This is a genomic window from Oxynema mangrovii CENA135 (assembly GCF_016632315.1).
GTDB lineage: Bacteria > Cyanobacteriota > Cyanobacteriia > Cyanobacteriales > Laspinemataceae > Oxynema > Oxynema aestuarii.
On sequence record NZ_JAEOXH010000003.1, the window covers coordinates 173900 to 189455 of the forward strand.

The 15556-nt window shown below is 47.0% G+C and carries 9 protein-coding genes and 1 pseudogene; 4 read left to right on the top strand and 6 right to left on the bottom strand.

Annotated elements, in window-relative coordinates:
• Positions 1 to 248: 248 nt before the first annotated feature.
• Complete coding sequence (locus JJD41_RS20555) at positions 249 to 866, bottom strand: pseudouridine synthase (RefSeq protein WP_200669393.1); 618 nt, start codon at positions 864 to 866, stop codon at positions 249 to 251.
• Positions 867 to 1096: 230 nt separating this feature from the next.
• Here JJD41_RS20555 and JJD41_RS20560 point away from each other — a divergent pair, with 230 nt between their 5' ends.
• The gene (locus tag JJD41_RS20560; protein ID WP_200669394.1) at positions 1097 to 2173 is read left to right on the top strand and encodes a DUF3616 domain-containing protein; all 1077 of its coding nucleotides are present in this window, start codon (positions 1097 to 1099) and stop codon (positions 2171 to 2173) included.
• A gap of 235 nt (positions 2174 to 2408) precedes the next feature.
• On the opposite strand, the gene JJD41_RS20565 is transcribed toward JJD41_RS20560, so the two are convergent.
• On the bottom strand, positions 2409 to 3557 hold the full coding sequence (locus tag JJD41_RS20565; protein ID WP_200669395.1) for a site-2 protease family protein: 1149 nt from the start codon (positions 3555 to 3557) through the stop codon (positions 2409 to 2411).
• 643 nt (positions 3558 to 4200) lie between these two features.
• Between JJD41_RS20565 and JJD41_RS20570 the strand changes: the two genes are divergently transcribed.
• On the top strand, positions 4201 to 7251 hold the full coding sequence (locus JJD41_RS20570; protein WP_200669396.1) for an AAA family ATPase: 3051 nt from the start codon (positions 4201 to 4203) through the stop codon (positions 7249 to 7251).
• A gap of 124 nt (positions 7252 to 7375) precedes the next feature.
• Here JJD41_RS20570 and JJD41_RS20575 read toward each other — a convergent pair whose 3' ends face one another.
• Complete coding sequence (locus JJD41_RS20575) at positions 7376 to 8842, bottom strand: M48 family metallopeptidase (RefSeq protein ID WP_200669397.1); 1467 nt, start codon at positions 8840 to 8842, stop codon at positions 7376 to 7378.
• A gap of 593 nt (positions 8843 to 9435) precedes the next feature.
• On the bottom strand, positions 9436 to 10785 hold the full coding sequence (locus JJD41_RS20580) for an NB-ARC domain-containing protein (protein WP_200669398.1): 1350 nt from the start codon (positions 10783 to 10785) through the stop codon (positions 9436 to 9438).
• Positions 10786 to 11047: 262 nt separating this feature from the next.
• Here JJD41_RS20580 and JJD41_RS20585 point away from each other — a divergent pair, with 262 nt between their 5' ends.
• Positions 11048 to 11341, top strand: coding sequence for a hypothetical protein (locus tag JJD41_RS20585; RefSeq protein WP_200669399.1), 294 nt, complete (start codon positions 11048 to 11050; stop codon positions 11339 to 11341).
• Between the two features lie 19 nt (positions 11342 to 11360).
• Entirely contained in the window at positions 11361 to 13571 is a 2211-nt protein-coding gene (locus JJD41_RS20590; RefSeq protein WP_200669400.1) for a YcaO-like family protein, read from the top strand.
• 34 nt (positions 13572 to 13605) lie between these two features.
• Here JJD41_RS20590 and JJD41_RS20595 read toward each other — a convergent pair.
• Together JJD41_RS20595 and JJD41_RS20600 are read right to left on the bottom strand one after the other, a co-directional pair.
• Positions 13606 to 14782: pseudogene (locus tag JJD41_RS20595) on the bottom strand (IS630 family transposase).
• A 283-nt stretch (positions 14783 to 15065) separates the two neighbouring features.
• Positions 15066 to 15359 (bottom strand): ISAs1 family transposase, encoded by a 294-nt coding sequence (locus JJD41_RS20600; protein ID WP_255547389.1) that lies wholly within the window; start codon positions 15357 to 15359, stop codon positions 15066 to 15068.
• Between the last annotated feature and the right edge of the window lie 197 nt (positions 15360 to 15556).

The window sequence follows — 15556 nt, forward strand, 5'->3', positions numbered from 1 at the left end:
TCGGATGTCTTCTCGCTCGCATCGAGCGCAGCTTACAACGACTTCAACCTAAATGTAGCTAAAAACACTGAAATATACAAATACCAATCATTGGGATTGTTGCCTTTGTCAACGTAGCTTGTTATTCTTGGTATTCGCAGCACAAAATATCCGAGTGCGATTTTTTCAATTCAATGCGCTCGAATTGCCGTCCGTATTGAATTGGGCTTCACGGCGATCGCCCTAAGCACTCGCCGTTGTCTACGGCTTCAACTCCTTTTGTTTTTGCCAAAGCCCAGGATCTGGTGTAACTGCTCGACCTCCTCGGGAGTCAACTCCCGCCATTGCCCCGGTTCCAACCCGGTTAAGTGCAAGTGCGCGATCGCGGCGCGCACTAAGCGCAAGGTGGGAAATCCCACCGCCGCCGTCATCCGCCTGACTTGACGATTTTTCCCTTCCGAAAGTGTCATCTCCAGCCACGCCGTCGGTACCGTCTTGCGATATCGAATCGGCGGGTCTCGCGGCGGTAACTCCGGTTCCCCCCCCAAGAGTTCGACCCGCGCCGGGAGCGTTCGATAATTCTTAATTTGCACCCCTTCTCTGAGTCGCTCTAATGCCTTCCGGTCGGGAATTCGCTCCACTTGCACCCAGTAGGTGCGTGGGTGGCCAAATTGCGGATGGCTCAAGCGATGCTGCACGCGATCGCAATCGGTCAGCAACAACAACCCTTCACTATCTCGGTCGAGACGACCGACGGGATACACCTGTGGAACTGAAATAAAATCTTTCAACGTCAAACGTCGCTTTCCTCGGCTCTCTCCCTCGGTATCTGTAAACTGACTGAGAACGTCGTAAGGTTTGTAAAATAGCAGATATCGATAAGTCATTGGCTTGCAATCATTATAGATCCTTTGCGTGCGATCGCCCCGTTATTTGAGGCAAACTTCATGGTTTGTAATCCAATTTTCTCCCTTCTCTAGCCCGCAATTCTTCCACGCAAATCCCCCTGCGATCCCGCCGCGATCCACGGGGATCGCGATCGCCCGCTTCTAACCGCAACAGCTCTCCCTCTAAAATAAGAACCGTCTTTAATTCTCCCCCATTGTCACTCAATATCATGACCTCATCATTTTTGCTCGCCCGGGTTCTCTTCCAATTTACTAACGAAGCTGACGATTTAATTGCCGATTTATCCGCCGTTACCCTTAGTCCCGATGGCAGTTTGTGGATCGCCTCCGATGAATTGACGAGCCTCGATCGCCTCTCTCGTCTCGATTCTTGTACCTTCGGCGATCGTCGTCAATTCCCTCTCACCCAATACCTCGATCGTGTCAATGCCGAACAAGAAATCGACATCGAAGGCTTAGACTACCACGGTTCCTATCTCTGGTTTACCGGTTCTCACAGTAGCAAACGTAAAAAACCTAAAGGCAAAAGTCGTAAAAAAGATTTAGACCGATTAACCCGCATTGAAACCGAAGAAAACCGTTATCTACTCGGACGCATTCCTATCAGTCGCGGCGAACTCTTTAAAGTCCATCCCGGTCAAACCGATGCCGAATGTTACGAACTCACCGCCGCTTGTCTTTCCTCCGAAGATACGGACCGCCTCCTTCTCGATGCCCTCAAAACTGACGACCATTTAGGACTGTTTGTCTCGGCGGGAATTCCCAGTAAAGAAAACGGCCTCGATATTGAAGGTTTAGCCGTCAGCAATAACCGTTTATTCCTCGGTTTGCGCGGTCCAGTTTTACGCGGCTGGGCCGTCATTCTCGAACTCGAAGTCAACGACACCGAACCGGGCATTTTAACCCTCAACACCTTCGAGAAAACCGATCGCCCCTATCGCAAACATTTCGTCAATTTGAATGGGAATGGCATTCGCGATTTATGTTTCGACGGCGACGACCTCTTAATCCTCTCCGGACCGACCATGGATTGCGAAGGCTTGATGAAAGTCTTTCGCTTGAAAGATGCTTTAGACGCCAAAAAAGATATGTTTTCCGATCGCGATTCCGGCGATTTAGAAGAAGTTTTCGATCTCCCCTTTCACTTCGGCCAAGATCGGGCGGAAGGATTGGCGATCTTTTCCGGATTTGAAGGCCAAAAATCCCTTTTAGTCGTTTACGATTCCCCCAATCCCGAACGAATTGTCGGCGGGCGATCGATCGTCATGGATGTATTTAAACTGTAATCAAACTGTAACCGACGGCTGTTTTTACACTCAGTAGATCGGCTTTCCTCGATCGCCTCCATTGGGATTCCCCAACTCTCCTAAAAAAAGAGAAACTCCAATCGAGTCCCCTTTTTTAATAAGGATTTAGGGGGGTCCCAATTCCAGCTTATGCATTTCGCCAATGCGATCGCACCCTTGCGCAATAAAAAACCCGGCTTCCTCAGAAACCGGGTTGAACCTTAAAAGTTAAAAGTTAAGCGGGGAGTTGAAATTGCGATCGATCCGCCTTCGTTTCCGTGCGTTGTTGCAGCTTGCGAATAATTTCAGCTTTTTCCAACAGTCCGACTAACGCCCCATTTTCGCCGACAACGGGCAACTCGTTAATTTGTTTTTCTTCTAACAAGCTGACTACTTCGAGTAAGGAGCGATCGGAAGTAACGGTCAACGTGTCTTCCATCGGTTTGACCAATTCCCTCACTTGAGTTTTCGGCCAGTCAGCCGTCGAAACTAACTTGAGATCGTCTACGTTCAACGTACCGATGAGGCGATCGCTTTCGTCAGTGACTAAGAACTTGCGCCATTTTTCTTTACCGATGACGTAGTTATTAGCAAACTGGCGCAGGGACAAGTCCGCAGAAACGATCGGGCTGTTTTCGCGATCGACTACATCCGCCGCCGTCAGGGCTGAAAGGCGGTCTTGAACCGTCGCCGATTGAGCCGCAAATCCGGCATTTTGTAACAAGAACCAACCGATTAAGATATTCCAAATGCTGTTAAAGTTACCGTAGAACAGCAGGGGAATCGCACCGGAAAGAATGGCAATCCAGCCAATCACTTGACCGACTCGTCCGGCAAAGTTAATCCCTTTATACGGATTTCCAGTAATTTTCCAAACGATCGCCTTGAGGATATTACCGCCGTCGAGGGGTAAACCGGGAATCAGGTTAAACAGGGCAACCACCAGGTTAATCGACGCCAGCAGCGCCAGCATGGCACCGAGTGGACCACTCGCTCCCGTGGCAATCCCGATCGCACTGAAGGTAGCAAAGAGCGCCAAACTCACTAACGGTCCGGCGATCGCCACCCAAAATGCTTGGGCGGGACTGTCCGATTCTTTTTCTAAACTCGCCAACCCACCGAATAAGAATAAGGTAATTGATTTGACATCAATCCCTTGTTTGAGGGCGACAAAACTATGCCCCAATTCGTGAGCTAAGACCGATGCAAATAGCAATAACGCCGACACAAATCCTAAAATCCAAGGCAGAATTCCGCCCATCGAAAATTGGCTGGCCAGCAAGCCTCCATAACTTAAGGTCACTAGCCCCAGAACTAAAAACCAAGAGGGATTAATATAAAAAGGAATGCCGAATAAATTACCAACTCGAATGTTGTTGTTCATATAGAACCTCCTTTTTTTAAAAGCTCGAGGCTTTTTGGCCTTTCGCTATTCTCAATGTAACAAATTGTAAAAACTTTTCAATCTATCCCAGGTAGTAGTTCCCGTCATGGCGAGTTCGGTTATCGGAAACGAGCTGTTCAGTCGGTCAATCCGTAGGGCGATCGCCGCTCCACTGCCCTTTGATGACGGAAAACCGAACATCGAGATCGGTTTTCCTCCGGGGGATATAGCCATCCTATGGATTTGTAACCTAAATCGGGAGCAAGATGCTCCCACTCCCAAGAATTTGAAGCGATCGACCCCGCAAAATTCCCGGCAAAATTGCAAGCTGAGGCAGTCTTCTGAGGAAAAATTGAGCAGTTCGGTCGGCGGAATAGGTCGGCAAGTTTTCCGAAAAATATCGGTTGGCGATCGCACGGAACTCAGCTCGAAATTCGTCAAGCAATCCATTGCAAAATCTGAAGATTGTAGAAGGCGATCGCCTCGACCCATTGGAGAATCTAGCCCTGTGTTTCCACAATTGAGGAGTATTCGTTATGACCTCGGCGAATTAAAAGCGATCGGGGTCAGTGAACCCGCACGGAAGAAGTGAATAAAATTGAATGATACAATAACCAAAGCCCCTCGATCGCCCTTGTAAATTATGCGCCCTTTACAACTTTCTCTAGAAGGTTTTACCAGTTTTCGCCGAGAACAAAACCTCGATTTTACCGAGTTGGACTTGTTCGCGATTACCGGGGCGACGGGGGCGGGGAAATCTTCCCTATTGGATGCCCTGACTTATGCATTATACAGCACGACGGCGCGCACTAAGCAAGTCGCGGAATTGGTCAGTCAGGGGGCGGAAACCTTAAAAGTGCGATTGTGCTTTGCCGTTCGCGGAACTTCATATAGAGTCACCCGGCGCTGGCGCTACCGACCGAGTACCCCAGTTACCAAGGTGTTGTTAGAGAAACAGTTGGCGGATGGGAGTTGGGAAACCCTCGAAAGCAAGGAACGGGCGGCGAATAAGGCGATCGCGGAGATTCTCGGGATGGATTTCGATACGTTTACCCGGGCGATCGTCCTGCCGCAAAATCAGTTTGACGAGTTTTTAAAGGGAAATACGGCAAAACGGCGTGAAATCTTGCGTCAACTTGCTGGGTTTGAGATTTTCGAGAAAATGCGCAAACAAACGAACGATCTATCGCGATCGCTCAAACAAGAAGTCGCCGCGTTGGAACGGCAGATCGCCGAGTTGGAAGTTCCGGACGCGGTAGAGGTGGAATTGAAGCGATCGCAACTCGCTCAATTAGAAGCGGATTTTCCGCAATTTGTGCAAGAAGCTCGACAAGCTCAAGTGCTTTTGGATGAAGAAGAACGCCTATTCGCTCAAATTGTAAAATTGCGAAAAGTACGCGAGCAATTGGAGGTGTTGGAGGGGCGATCGCCCGAGATCGAAGCTACGATCGCCCGCCTCGATCGCGCGATCGCCGCCCATGAATTACAAGGAGACTGGGCGCTAGTGAGAGAAATTCGCCAGCAAGTGAAGACGGCGAGTAGTGCGCTACAGTCCACATCGAAGCGCTTGGCACAAGTAGAGCGCCAATTCGAGCTGAAGCAAAGTGAGTTAGACGCCGAACGCGCGCGCCAAGCGGAGATCGGACCCCAATTGCAGGCCCGCGAAGCGGCGATCGCCTCGGCGAAGGTTTACGAAGAACAACGGCAACAGTTAGAGAGAGACCTGGCGATCGCGGAAAAAAATGAGAAAGAGAAGCAGAAACAGTTAAAAGAGGCGCAGAAACAGTTAAAAGAGGCGCAAGATCGTTTCGATCGCGCCGAGACTGTTTTAAAACAAGCCAATCGTCAATTAGCAGGTCTGGCGCCCGGCGGGGAACGATTGACCCAGTTGCAGGCGATCGCGCCGTTACTGGTGGAATGGGGGTTGGTGAGACAGCAGCTCGAACGATCTCGGCAACAGTGCGATCGCGCGATCGCCGAACGAGAGACGGCGCAAGGGGAATTAGCCGGAGCGCGATCGCGGCAGGAGGAGGCAGCCAAGCGCTTGCAGGATGCCTGCGAAGCCTTGGAAGGAGCGGAACGGCAAAATCTCGACATCGGGCGATCGAACCATGCCGCCGCATTACGTATGTCCTTACAACCCGGGGATACCTGTCCCGTGTGCGGGGGCGTCCATCCGGAAGCAGCAGCCTTACCGCCTTTAACGGAACGATCCCCGCTCGATCTCGGGCCGTTGCGATCGCGCGAAGCCAAAGCGCAGCAAGGGTTACAAGCGGCACAAACTGAACTGAGCAAGGCGGAAGCGAACCTCGACCGTTGCCGCCAGCGCCAAGAAGAAATGGAGGAACAAAGAGAGAGCAACGCGCGGGAAGAAGCCCGCTTGCGCGCCGAAATTGCCTCGGTGTTGGGGGTGGGGGAAGACGCAGCGCTGGAGGTGGCGCCGTTGCAGGCGGAACGGGAAGCCTTGGAGGCGCGGGATGCGGAGTATCGCGAAGGGCTGGCGGCGCAAGAAAAGGCGGCAGCACAACGATCGCAGGCGGAACAGGGGCTAGAGTTTGCGCGCCGAGGCGATCGTGCGGCCCAGGCGGAAGTGACGGCGGCGACGGAAGCGCGCGATCGCGCCCGCGAGGGGGTGGAACGAGTGCGGGCGAAATTGCTAGAGTTAACTGAGGGTAAGGCTTACGAGGTTTTAGTTAACGCTTTGGAACGGGAAAAGCAAGCCCTGGGCGATCGCCTGCAAGCGGCGGAAACTGCCTATCAAGCGGTCAATACCCAGCTCATTCAAGGGCGAGAGAACGCCCAGCAAGCACAAAGTGCCTTACAGGGAGCGATCGCCAAACAAGAGGAGTCCGAGGCGACCTGGGGAGAACGCTTGGAGGCGGCAAACTTCGACGAGGAGAGCTTTTTAGGGGCGCTGGCGTCGGCGGGCGATCGGGCCGCGTGGCAACAGGCGATCGCCGACTATCGGGAAATGAAAGTAGAATTGAATACCCGCGTGCGAGATTTAGCGGAGGCGATCGGCGATCGCACCACCGACGAACGGGCGATCGGCGATCGTCGTCAAGCCAAGCAGGACGCCGAAAAACAGCTCGCTGAGGCGCAAGAACGGCGGGTCGAGTTGGGGACGTGGTTGCAAGATGCCGATCGCAAGTTAGAACAAGGCGATCGGCTCACCCAAACCTTAGAAACCGTCAGCGCCACTTACGAAACTTATCATACTTTGGCTCAAAGCCTCAAAAGTAACGAGTTTCAAGCCTATATTTTAGAACATTTAGAAGCCGAACTCGTCGATCGCGCCACTTTGTTACTGCGCGAACTCACCGACGCCCGTTATACCTTACGCATGGAAGAAGGGGAATACTGGGTCGAGGATAACTGGAATGGCGGCGAACTGCGCCGAGTTCGCACCCTCTCCGGCGGCGAAACCTTTGCGGCGTCGCTGTCGATGGCGATCGCCCTTTCCGAAAAACTCTCGATGGGCGCCGAATTGGGCAGTTTATTCTTAGATGAAGGCTTCGGAACCTTGGACGGGGAAACCTTAGAAAGTGTCACCCACATTTTAGAATCCCTACGCCAACAAAACCGCCTCATTGGAATCATCACCCACGTCAAATCCCTCGGCGAACGCCTCCCCACCCAGGTGAAAGTGTATAAATCTCCGCAAGGTTCCCGCCTGGAAATCGAACGTTTGTAGGCCATTTGTAGGGTTTTAATATTGCTTTCCTGTTTTGCTCTCCCAGTTTGCAGTTGAATTCATCCCCGATTTGAGCAACGCCCAAAAAGAAAGAGATCGCCCCCAAAAGAGCGATCGCCTTCTTTTACTCTTCTTCATAACCGACGACGTCTCGAACCCGCGCTTGGATCTGCGCGTGTCGTTCTACGCCTTCGTAAGCATACCGATTATAACGATTTTTCTGGATCAACTCTTCGAGATAGGTGACGCGATCGGATGACGCCGGATGAGAGGACAACCAGGTTGGAGGGCGGCCCCGTTCTTCGTCTAACTCACGAAAGGTCACCATTAAATTGCGTAATCCGTCTGCTGCATAGTTAGAATTGGCCAATACCCGAGACCCGAGAATGTCCGCTTGTCGTTCGTTTTGGCGACTGTACGCCCGACCGATTAACGCCGCAATCAAGTCGCCCATCGGTACGACTCGGTTTAAATTGGAGAGTAAGGTCCCTTGGACGACGCGCTGATAGCCGTGGGATAAGACGGCGTGGGCGACTTCGTGACCCAACAGTCCGGCGAGTTCCGCTTCCGAGTTGGTTTGCATCAACGCCCCGGTATTGACAAATACTTTGCCGCCGGGAAGGGCGAAGGCGTTGAGATTATCGTCGTCCACTACATAGAATTCGTACTCGAACTCGTCGCGTCCCATCAGACGGGCCATTTTTTGTCCGACTTCATCGACGTAGTTGACGATCTGCGCGTCTTCGACCATGGGCAATTGTTGGCGGAAGGCTTCGGCAAATTGACCGCCGAAGGAGGACTCGCCTTGTAGCAACATCATGGTCACTTGCAAGGCGGGGATGGTTCCGGAAGCATTCCCGGTCAGCACTAAATCGCCCACGGAGAGGACTCCGGAGAGGATGGTCTGACCGATCAGTTTGCGTTTGATTTTAGAACGATAACGCCCCAGACTGTCATCGGCGATCGCCTTATATTCGTCCGCCTGGGGATGGTCGGGATTGAGGACGGCGAATTGTCGGGCGGCGATCGAAGCTTCCAGCCATTTTTCCTGGGCTTGAAGGACTTCGACTTCCGCTTCGATCAGGGCTTGATTGTCGGGATAAAGGCTGGTGGCGCGTTCCATTACCGCGATCGCCTCGTCGCCGCGATCGTATTTCAGCAAGGCTTTGACCAGCAGTACGTGACCGGGGATGAACTCCGGATAGTCCGCCACCAGTTTTTCTAAGGGAACGAACAAACGAGTTTCTAGATCTTGTTCCCATCCCGCTTGGGCTTCGCGCCAGTAAACTTTCGCCGCCCCCGTCAGTTGGCTTTCATCGACGATCGCCTCGCGGATTTCGCTGGCGCCGCTATGTTCGGGAAACGGTCTTTTGACTTCCCGGTAAAGCTGTTCCGCCGCCGCAATCTGTCCTTGCAAGTAGAGGCGATCGGCTTCGACAAGTTTTTGAAAGGCACTCGATCCCGGCTCGAATGCAATTTCCTGGGTCTGGGATAAAGTAGATAAGGCTGGGGTAAAGGTGGTCAGCAGGTTCAACCCGGTAAATAAACCCGCCCCCAAGATGCCCCACAAGACATGTTGAATCCGTTTCATAGGGTTTGCTTTCCTCAATCGCTGTTTGGGCTTCGACGTTCTCGGTCTTCCGTATTTTAAACAGTCCGTCGAATCCCTATAAGATCTAGAATTCACTCAGTCCTTTTGTGTTTCCGAAGGCGATCGCATTTTCGGAAAGTTGGCGGTTTTTTGTTGACTTCGAGCAGCTTGGATGTGTTTTGTCTGTTTTAGGCGATCGCACTTCTTGCTTCTCCCCAAAGAGCCAAAGTTAGCACCCTCGATTCTGCGGTTGAATGTGTGATGGAGACTGTTTCAATCGGGAATAAATTTAGCAAAGGATTGTTTTAACCAGGGATTATAGAAGTCTTGGTAAAAAACTTCTTTGTCAGATAAATTTGTGTTAATTGTTTCGATCCACCAGCTAGAATTATTATCTTGAAAACTTTTATAAAATCATCGAGTTTGCACCTGATTTTCAATCTAGATTCTAAGACACTTTTTATAAAAAAATATAAAACAACGAGTAGGGGTTTGGTTACCAAACCCCTACTCCAAAAATCAGCTTTCCTGCATACATTTCTCAAGCATCTAAAGCCTTATTTTAGGGCGATCGTGGCACGACCAATTGGAACCTATAATTCTTTAATATATTGCTTCAATACCGATGATATAACATAAACCTTATCAGTTTTGTCCACCAAACAACGGCGACAGAGAGATTGTAGTGCATCGAGTAAATCTGAAGATGGCATTTGGGCAATTGCTAATAATTTAGCCAGAGTCACATCATCTTCTGTTCCCAATCGAGAGATAACTTCTGTTTCCGCTTCCGATAGAGAACTCAACGGCTGCTGTAAAATATCTTTCAAATCTTGGGGCAATAATAAAGACTGATTTTGTAACACATCCGCAACGGCTAATCCTAACTCAAGAATAAAATTCGCCACAGTTTTTAACCATAGCGGGTTGCCTTGATAATGATTAATCAAGCTTTCCCAGTTCTCTTCGGGTTCTAATCCTTGTTCTTGGAGAATTTGCCGTGCAAATGAAGAGTCTAAACCGGTAAGAGTGAACTTAGGGATCTGCTTATTTTTAATTTTAGCAATGTCTCGCGGTACTTCCCATCCAATGAGGAGAAAGCAACTTTGATGGGATAAGTCTCGAATTTGCTTAAAGAAGCTGCGATAATCTTCATAGCCTGGTTTGTACTGACCTGCAAGTTCTCCGCGACTGAAAAGATGATGGATGTCATCTAAGATGATGAGACAGCGATGTTTTTGCAGGTATTTGATTAAAGGTAAATGCGATATTTCGTTGGCATCCTGGGTAAAAAGTTCGCTTAGATTACTTTGCAGTTCGGTGACGGTCGGGCAAGTTTCTAAGCTGCGCCACATTACATATTCAAATTGATATTTAATTTCTGCTACGAGTTTAGTTACCAGTGCGGTTTTGCCGATGCCAATAATCCCAGTAAGGGTGAGGAGTTGTGCTTTTTCTATGAGGATTGATGTTTTCAAGCTTTCCAGTTCGGAAGTGCGATCGTAGAAGCTGCCTAGCTTAGGTATTTCACTTAAATCGTGATGGAAATTTGGGGTTTGTTCGGGGTTCGATGTTTCTCGATTTTGTGGGTTTGAGTTGGGTGTGTTTGGCGGATGTCTACTTTCTTCACAAGTGTTAAAACTACTAATTGCTACAACGTCCTGTGCAAAATTTGTAACATGAGAAATTTGCCATCTCTGTATGGTCGATTGGACATTTGATTTATTAATATCTTCGTCTAACTCCTCTGAAAGGATCTGCCATAGCTCTGAGCCAACTTTCCGAACACTGCTTTCCGAACAATCAAAGTTTTTGGCTATTTCTTTGTATGTCTCCCGTTGTACAGTCCCTCTTAGTACCGCTTCTTGTAGGTCGTTGAGGTGTTTTCCGGTGCGATCGAAGACTATACGATCGGCAAAATGTAACATTTCTTTAAGATTCATCGGTTCAAGGGGATGACAGAATTTTGTCTATTATAGCTCACATTTAGGAACACTTTCATACATTTTTGAACTATTTTCAACAAAAGTCAATGACATGAGATAATTCCAACTAAAATATCGGATCAAATTTGAACATTTTTGTGGTGGACAAAGCTTTATTTCTAAGCAATAGTGATGTTACACATACTACATTCACACAAGGGAAAATTTATGTCTTTGGAATTGGAATTCGTTTTCACTCCTTACGCATCTGGCGGTTCCGGTGGCGGTTCCGGTGGCGGTGGCGGCAGTCAATGTGGTGGCGGTACTGGTGGCGGTGGCGGCGGTCAATCCGGTGGCGGTGGTGCTGCGTCTGGTCAATCTGGTGGTGGAAACTCCGCTGGGGGTTGCCAAGGAGGCAATCACTCAAGCAAATAATTATCAAGCCTTTCAAAGAAAGCTTACACACAACCCGCAAGTCAGTCAAAAGCTTTATACCTTGTGGGTTTTTTTATTATTTTTTGTAAAATTTTCTATTCACCTATATCGGATCGAGAGAACCAAGCTAAAGCTCTAAATTATTAGGAGATTACAAAGTGGAAAATCACTTCAAACCACGAGCAAATTGTTACGGATTTATTAATGAAGACGGAAACTTGGCTTTTCTAAGAATTGATGGACAAATTGTTTTTACCAAGGAAGTTGAAAAAATTCAAAAGGTTTTATCACTTTGTAATGGCCATAATACGCTTGAATGGATCAAACAAAAGCTTGAAAAACACTTAAATGAGCGAGAAATTAATGAAATTTTGACAGTTTTAGAAGAACAAGAGATTATCTTGGATGGGCGTAAACTATATAGTAGTTTTCATCGGTTAGCTTCAAATCCTCAGTCATTCTATCAATCTCTCAGTCCCAGTCAAATTTCTGAATTAAACAATAATCGACATAGACTTGAATATAATATTCCAGAAGATAGAATTACCAGTTTAGGCACTGTCTCAAGTAATTTCTTAGATTTATGTAAACATCGCAAGACAATAAGAGACTTTAAGAGGCAAAAAATTGCCTCTAATATAATTGGTGGGCTTTTACAAGCTATGGTATCTACTGAGGGTAACAGAAGTACGCCATCGGCAGGAGGTTTATATCCTCTAAGTCTTTACCTATTAGTTCTTGATCCTAATCTTGAAGTAGAACTTGGCGTATTTAGGTATCATCCCCAAAATCATGTTTTGGAGAATAGAGGTTATGATTTTCCAGAGGAACTTCTTTTTAAAATATTTGACAGTCGTTTGGCTATTGAAACAGCCTCAATAATTATTGTAATTTCAGCCGATCTTAATATTCATCCTGAAAAATACTCTAATCGAGGATATTTATATACTTTACTTGAAGCTGGACACGCTGCCCAGAATGGAATTATGTTTGCTACAGAAAACTCGCTAGGAGCCTGGGAATATGGTGGTTTTGACAATTCAAAATTAAATACAATACTAAAACTTCAGCCTCATGAAGAGGCATTAATCAGCTTATTTATTGGTGTACCCGATCCTCTGGCTGATGGAAATTTACTAAACTCAGTTTATCTTGAACGCGATCGTTCTTGGCAACTTCAGCATGATATTGTTGGTGAAGAAAAACCTATTGAATGGTTTGAAGTATCTGAATTACTTCAAGATGGATACGAAATGCCACTCTGGTTCGCAAGAGCAAAATATAGACATGGTTCAATAACTCTTAACTCTGATGATGAGAGCTATTCATTTGCTACAGATTATTCCATAGACGGTGTAATTATTAAGGTTCTTGCAGAAGGCTTTGAGAGGTATCAAAGTAGTATAGTTCGTACAGATAAAATTGCTAGACCAGATGAATTAGATGCCCAATGGATTGATCCTGATACATTTGCATCTTTTCATCCAGAAGTTTACTCACGATTAGATGCTTTACAGCCATTCAGCCAAAACAACATTTGGCAATGGGTTAAAGGCAGACGAATAAAAAACGAAGAACCAATTTATGCAACTATAGATAATGTCTTTTATCCACTCAATGAAAGTTATCTAGGTAGAAAAAGAATTTATTTTGCCAGTTCTAATGGTGTTGCTGCTCACTTTAAATACGAGTTAGCTATTCAAAATGGGCTTCTTGAATTAATTGAACGGGATGCTTTATGTGTTACTTGGTATTCTCGGAAAGAGGTATATTCCATTCCAGAATATTATGCCAATAAATCTATCCAAAAACGGATTTTACACTGGAATACACAAGGGTGGTCTGTCAAATTATTAGATTTTACATTGGATAGCGTTCCAGTTGTATTTGTAATTTTCTGGTCTGAATCTAACTATCCAAGTTTTATTTGTGGAGGGGCAGCCCATTTTTCTTTATCCAAGTGTATTGAAAAAGCTTTTAATGAAGCAGAGTTTGGTTTAATGTCTTGGCGCAATTGTAAACGTCAACCTATTTTACCACAAACAGTTGAAACACCTGTTCAACATGGTTTATTATATTTCTACCCTGAAAGTCTTCAGGAAGTACAATGGTTAATCTCATCAAGCCATAAAGAACCTGTGGTAAAAAAAATGCAAATTCAGGATCTTGTATCTCTTTTCGATCCAATTGTGTTTGATTTACATAAGGCATCGAAATTATGCAGATTAAATGTTGTACATATATTATCTGAAAAACTGATGCCGATGAACTTCGGTTATGGAACCGAAGCTTACGATCATAAAAGAATTACAGATTTAGGGCTGAAGTGGTCAAGAGACTACCCATCTTTTCCCCATTTTCTGGCTTGAGAATTTATCTAAGAATACTACTGCCGTGACCGCCTTAAAATAGGGCATTATTTGTCAAATTTTCATCCAGTTCAAAAACAGGATATAAATGTTTGAGCTTGACTCTGGCATCTTTGGTAGAAAACTGCCAAACTACCTTGGCAACATTTTGGTTACCCTCCTGCTGCCACCCATCAACCTCATGCCAAAGTTCTTGTTCCGTGGCAATTCGACGGTTAAGACATTGCTGGGAAAGCACAGACAACTCCGTTTCAGCGACATTCAGCCAGCTACCATTACGTGGGGTGTGAATGATTTCTAAGCGCCGAGCTAAACGGTAGGCTTCTGGCGCGGGAAAGGTCTTATATAAAGAGGTAATGTTATGGGCATTGAGGTTGTCACATAATCATCGGATTTTCGGGACATGAGCATAGTCAACATCTAATAGATGTTTCACCTCAATAGCCCAGTCCTCACAAGTGCGACTATCTCGACAACTTACCCGTCGCCAACCACGATGGGGATCTAAAAATATGAATAGGGTTCTGACTCCTTAACGAGTGTAGTGATAGTCTTCTTTGGCATCAATTCCAGGCTTGATGGAAATCGGCTCGTACAAGTGACCGTGTAATTCCTTGCTTGCTTCATCCATACAAATCAAAGGAACTTCTGGATTCTCCGGACAGATGTATTGGTCTAAAACCACTTCCATCTCGGCTACAAATCTAGGTAAGTCTCACTCTGGGATGCAGAATCTTTGCTTTTTCCAAGGGCGTAACTGGTTTTTTTAGTGTTTGTCGTACTGTTTCTCGGCCAATTTCTGTGACAATCTGACGTTTTTTCAATTCTGTTGTTAACAGGCGAATACTCCAGTATTTTTTGCCGTCAGGTGGAGACAAGCAACACAGGGCAATAATTTCAGCTTCAGTTTCTCCATCAACAATCGGTTCTACTAGCGGCTTCTTTCTGATTTTACGTTCCAAGGCTGGGGCAATTCCTAACTGGAGAAATTTTTTCCTGACTCGACCGACCGTGTTGCGGTGCATATTTAGCGCACTGGCTATTTGTTCATCTGTCCATTTTTGGGTGGCTTTCTCTCCTTCGTCTGACATCAGTAGGATTTGAGCGTGAAGGATTTTCTTCGTTGGCGCGTAACCATTGCGGCTAATTGCTTCTAGATTTTTTCTCTTTTCTACACTCAGAATTACTTTGTCTCGTCTTCCTCTTCCCATGTGACTTTCCAGTTCATCTCGATTCTAATATACCATTTTAGAGCGATCCCGGAACTACCCAAAAATTAATTTAACGTTCCAATCGAGAAATCGGGTTTCTATGAGAATATTGGTGGTGTGACAGAGATTTTATAAAGAAAACCGGTTTCTGCGCTCCACCAAAAATGCGATCGCTGTTAAAAAGACTAAAGACTCTTCGTCGTGACTACAAACCTAGCAAAAAAGCGATCGCCCACGAAGATAGAACCGGGTTTATATGAGAAGGTTGGTGGAGTGACAGAGATTATATAAGGTGACGCGCCCCCTGCTCGCTACGGATGCGACTACGATCCTCAGCAAAAACCACATCCAACGACCAATACAGAGCATTTTCAATCTCCCAGTGGGAGCGAATATAGCGAGCAAAGTTGGCGGCATCAACAGCCAGAGAACTGAGAAAAAAAGCGGGTCTGACAAGTAGTCTGCACAAGTGACATTGAGAGCGAATCACCACCACAGACGTGAGTCCTGACCAACTCTGACCAACCGAGGCTTCCCGGTGATGTCCACTCTCTACTAAGTGGCAGTGGTCAACCATCCACTCGTCAGGACAGTCTTGTTACTCAAAATCCTCAAACCAAGCACCAGCTAGAGTATGTAGATGCTTCAAGTTGGGTGGGGTCTCCATGGCATCCCAGCCTTCTGCACGAGTCAAGACAGCCAACAGGGCAATCACAGCGAGATCGAAGAGTTGATGGGCGCAGCGCCCTTGTACTCTGGGGTTCTCGAGATCGC

What these genes read in the sequence shown, in the direction of transcription:
- JJD41_RS20555 (WP_200669393.1), bottom strand. Translation starts at nt 866, where the DNA reads ATGACTTATCGATATCTGCTATTTTACAAACCTTACGACGTTCTCAGT.
- JJD41_RS20560 (WP_200669394.1), top strand. Translation starts at nt 1,097, where the DNA reads ATGACCTCATCATTTTTGCTCGCCCGGGTTCTCTTCCAATTTACTAAC.
- JJD41_RS20565 (WP_200669395.1), bottom strand. Translation starts at nt 3,557, where the DNA reads ATGAACAACAACATTCGAGTTGGTAATTTATTCGGCATTCCTTTTTAT.
- JJD41_RS20570 (WP_200669396.1), top strand. Translation starts at nt 4,201, where the DNA reads ATGCGCCCTTTACAACTTTCTCTAGAAGGTTTTACCAGTTTTCGCCGA.
- JJD41_RS20575 (WP_200669397.1), bottom strand. Translation starts at nt 8,842, where the DNA reads ATGAAACGGATTCAACATGTCTTGTGGGGCATCTTGGGGGCGGGTTTA.
- JJD41_RS20580 (WP_200669398.1), bottom strand. Translation starts at nt 10,785, where the DNA reads ATGAATCTTAAAGAAATGTTACATTTTGCCGATCGTATAGTCTTCGAT.
- JJD41_RS20600 (WP_255547389.1), bottom strand. Translation starts at nt 15,359, where the DNA reads ATGGTTGACCACTGCCACTTAGTAGAGAGTGGACATCACCGGGAAGCC.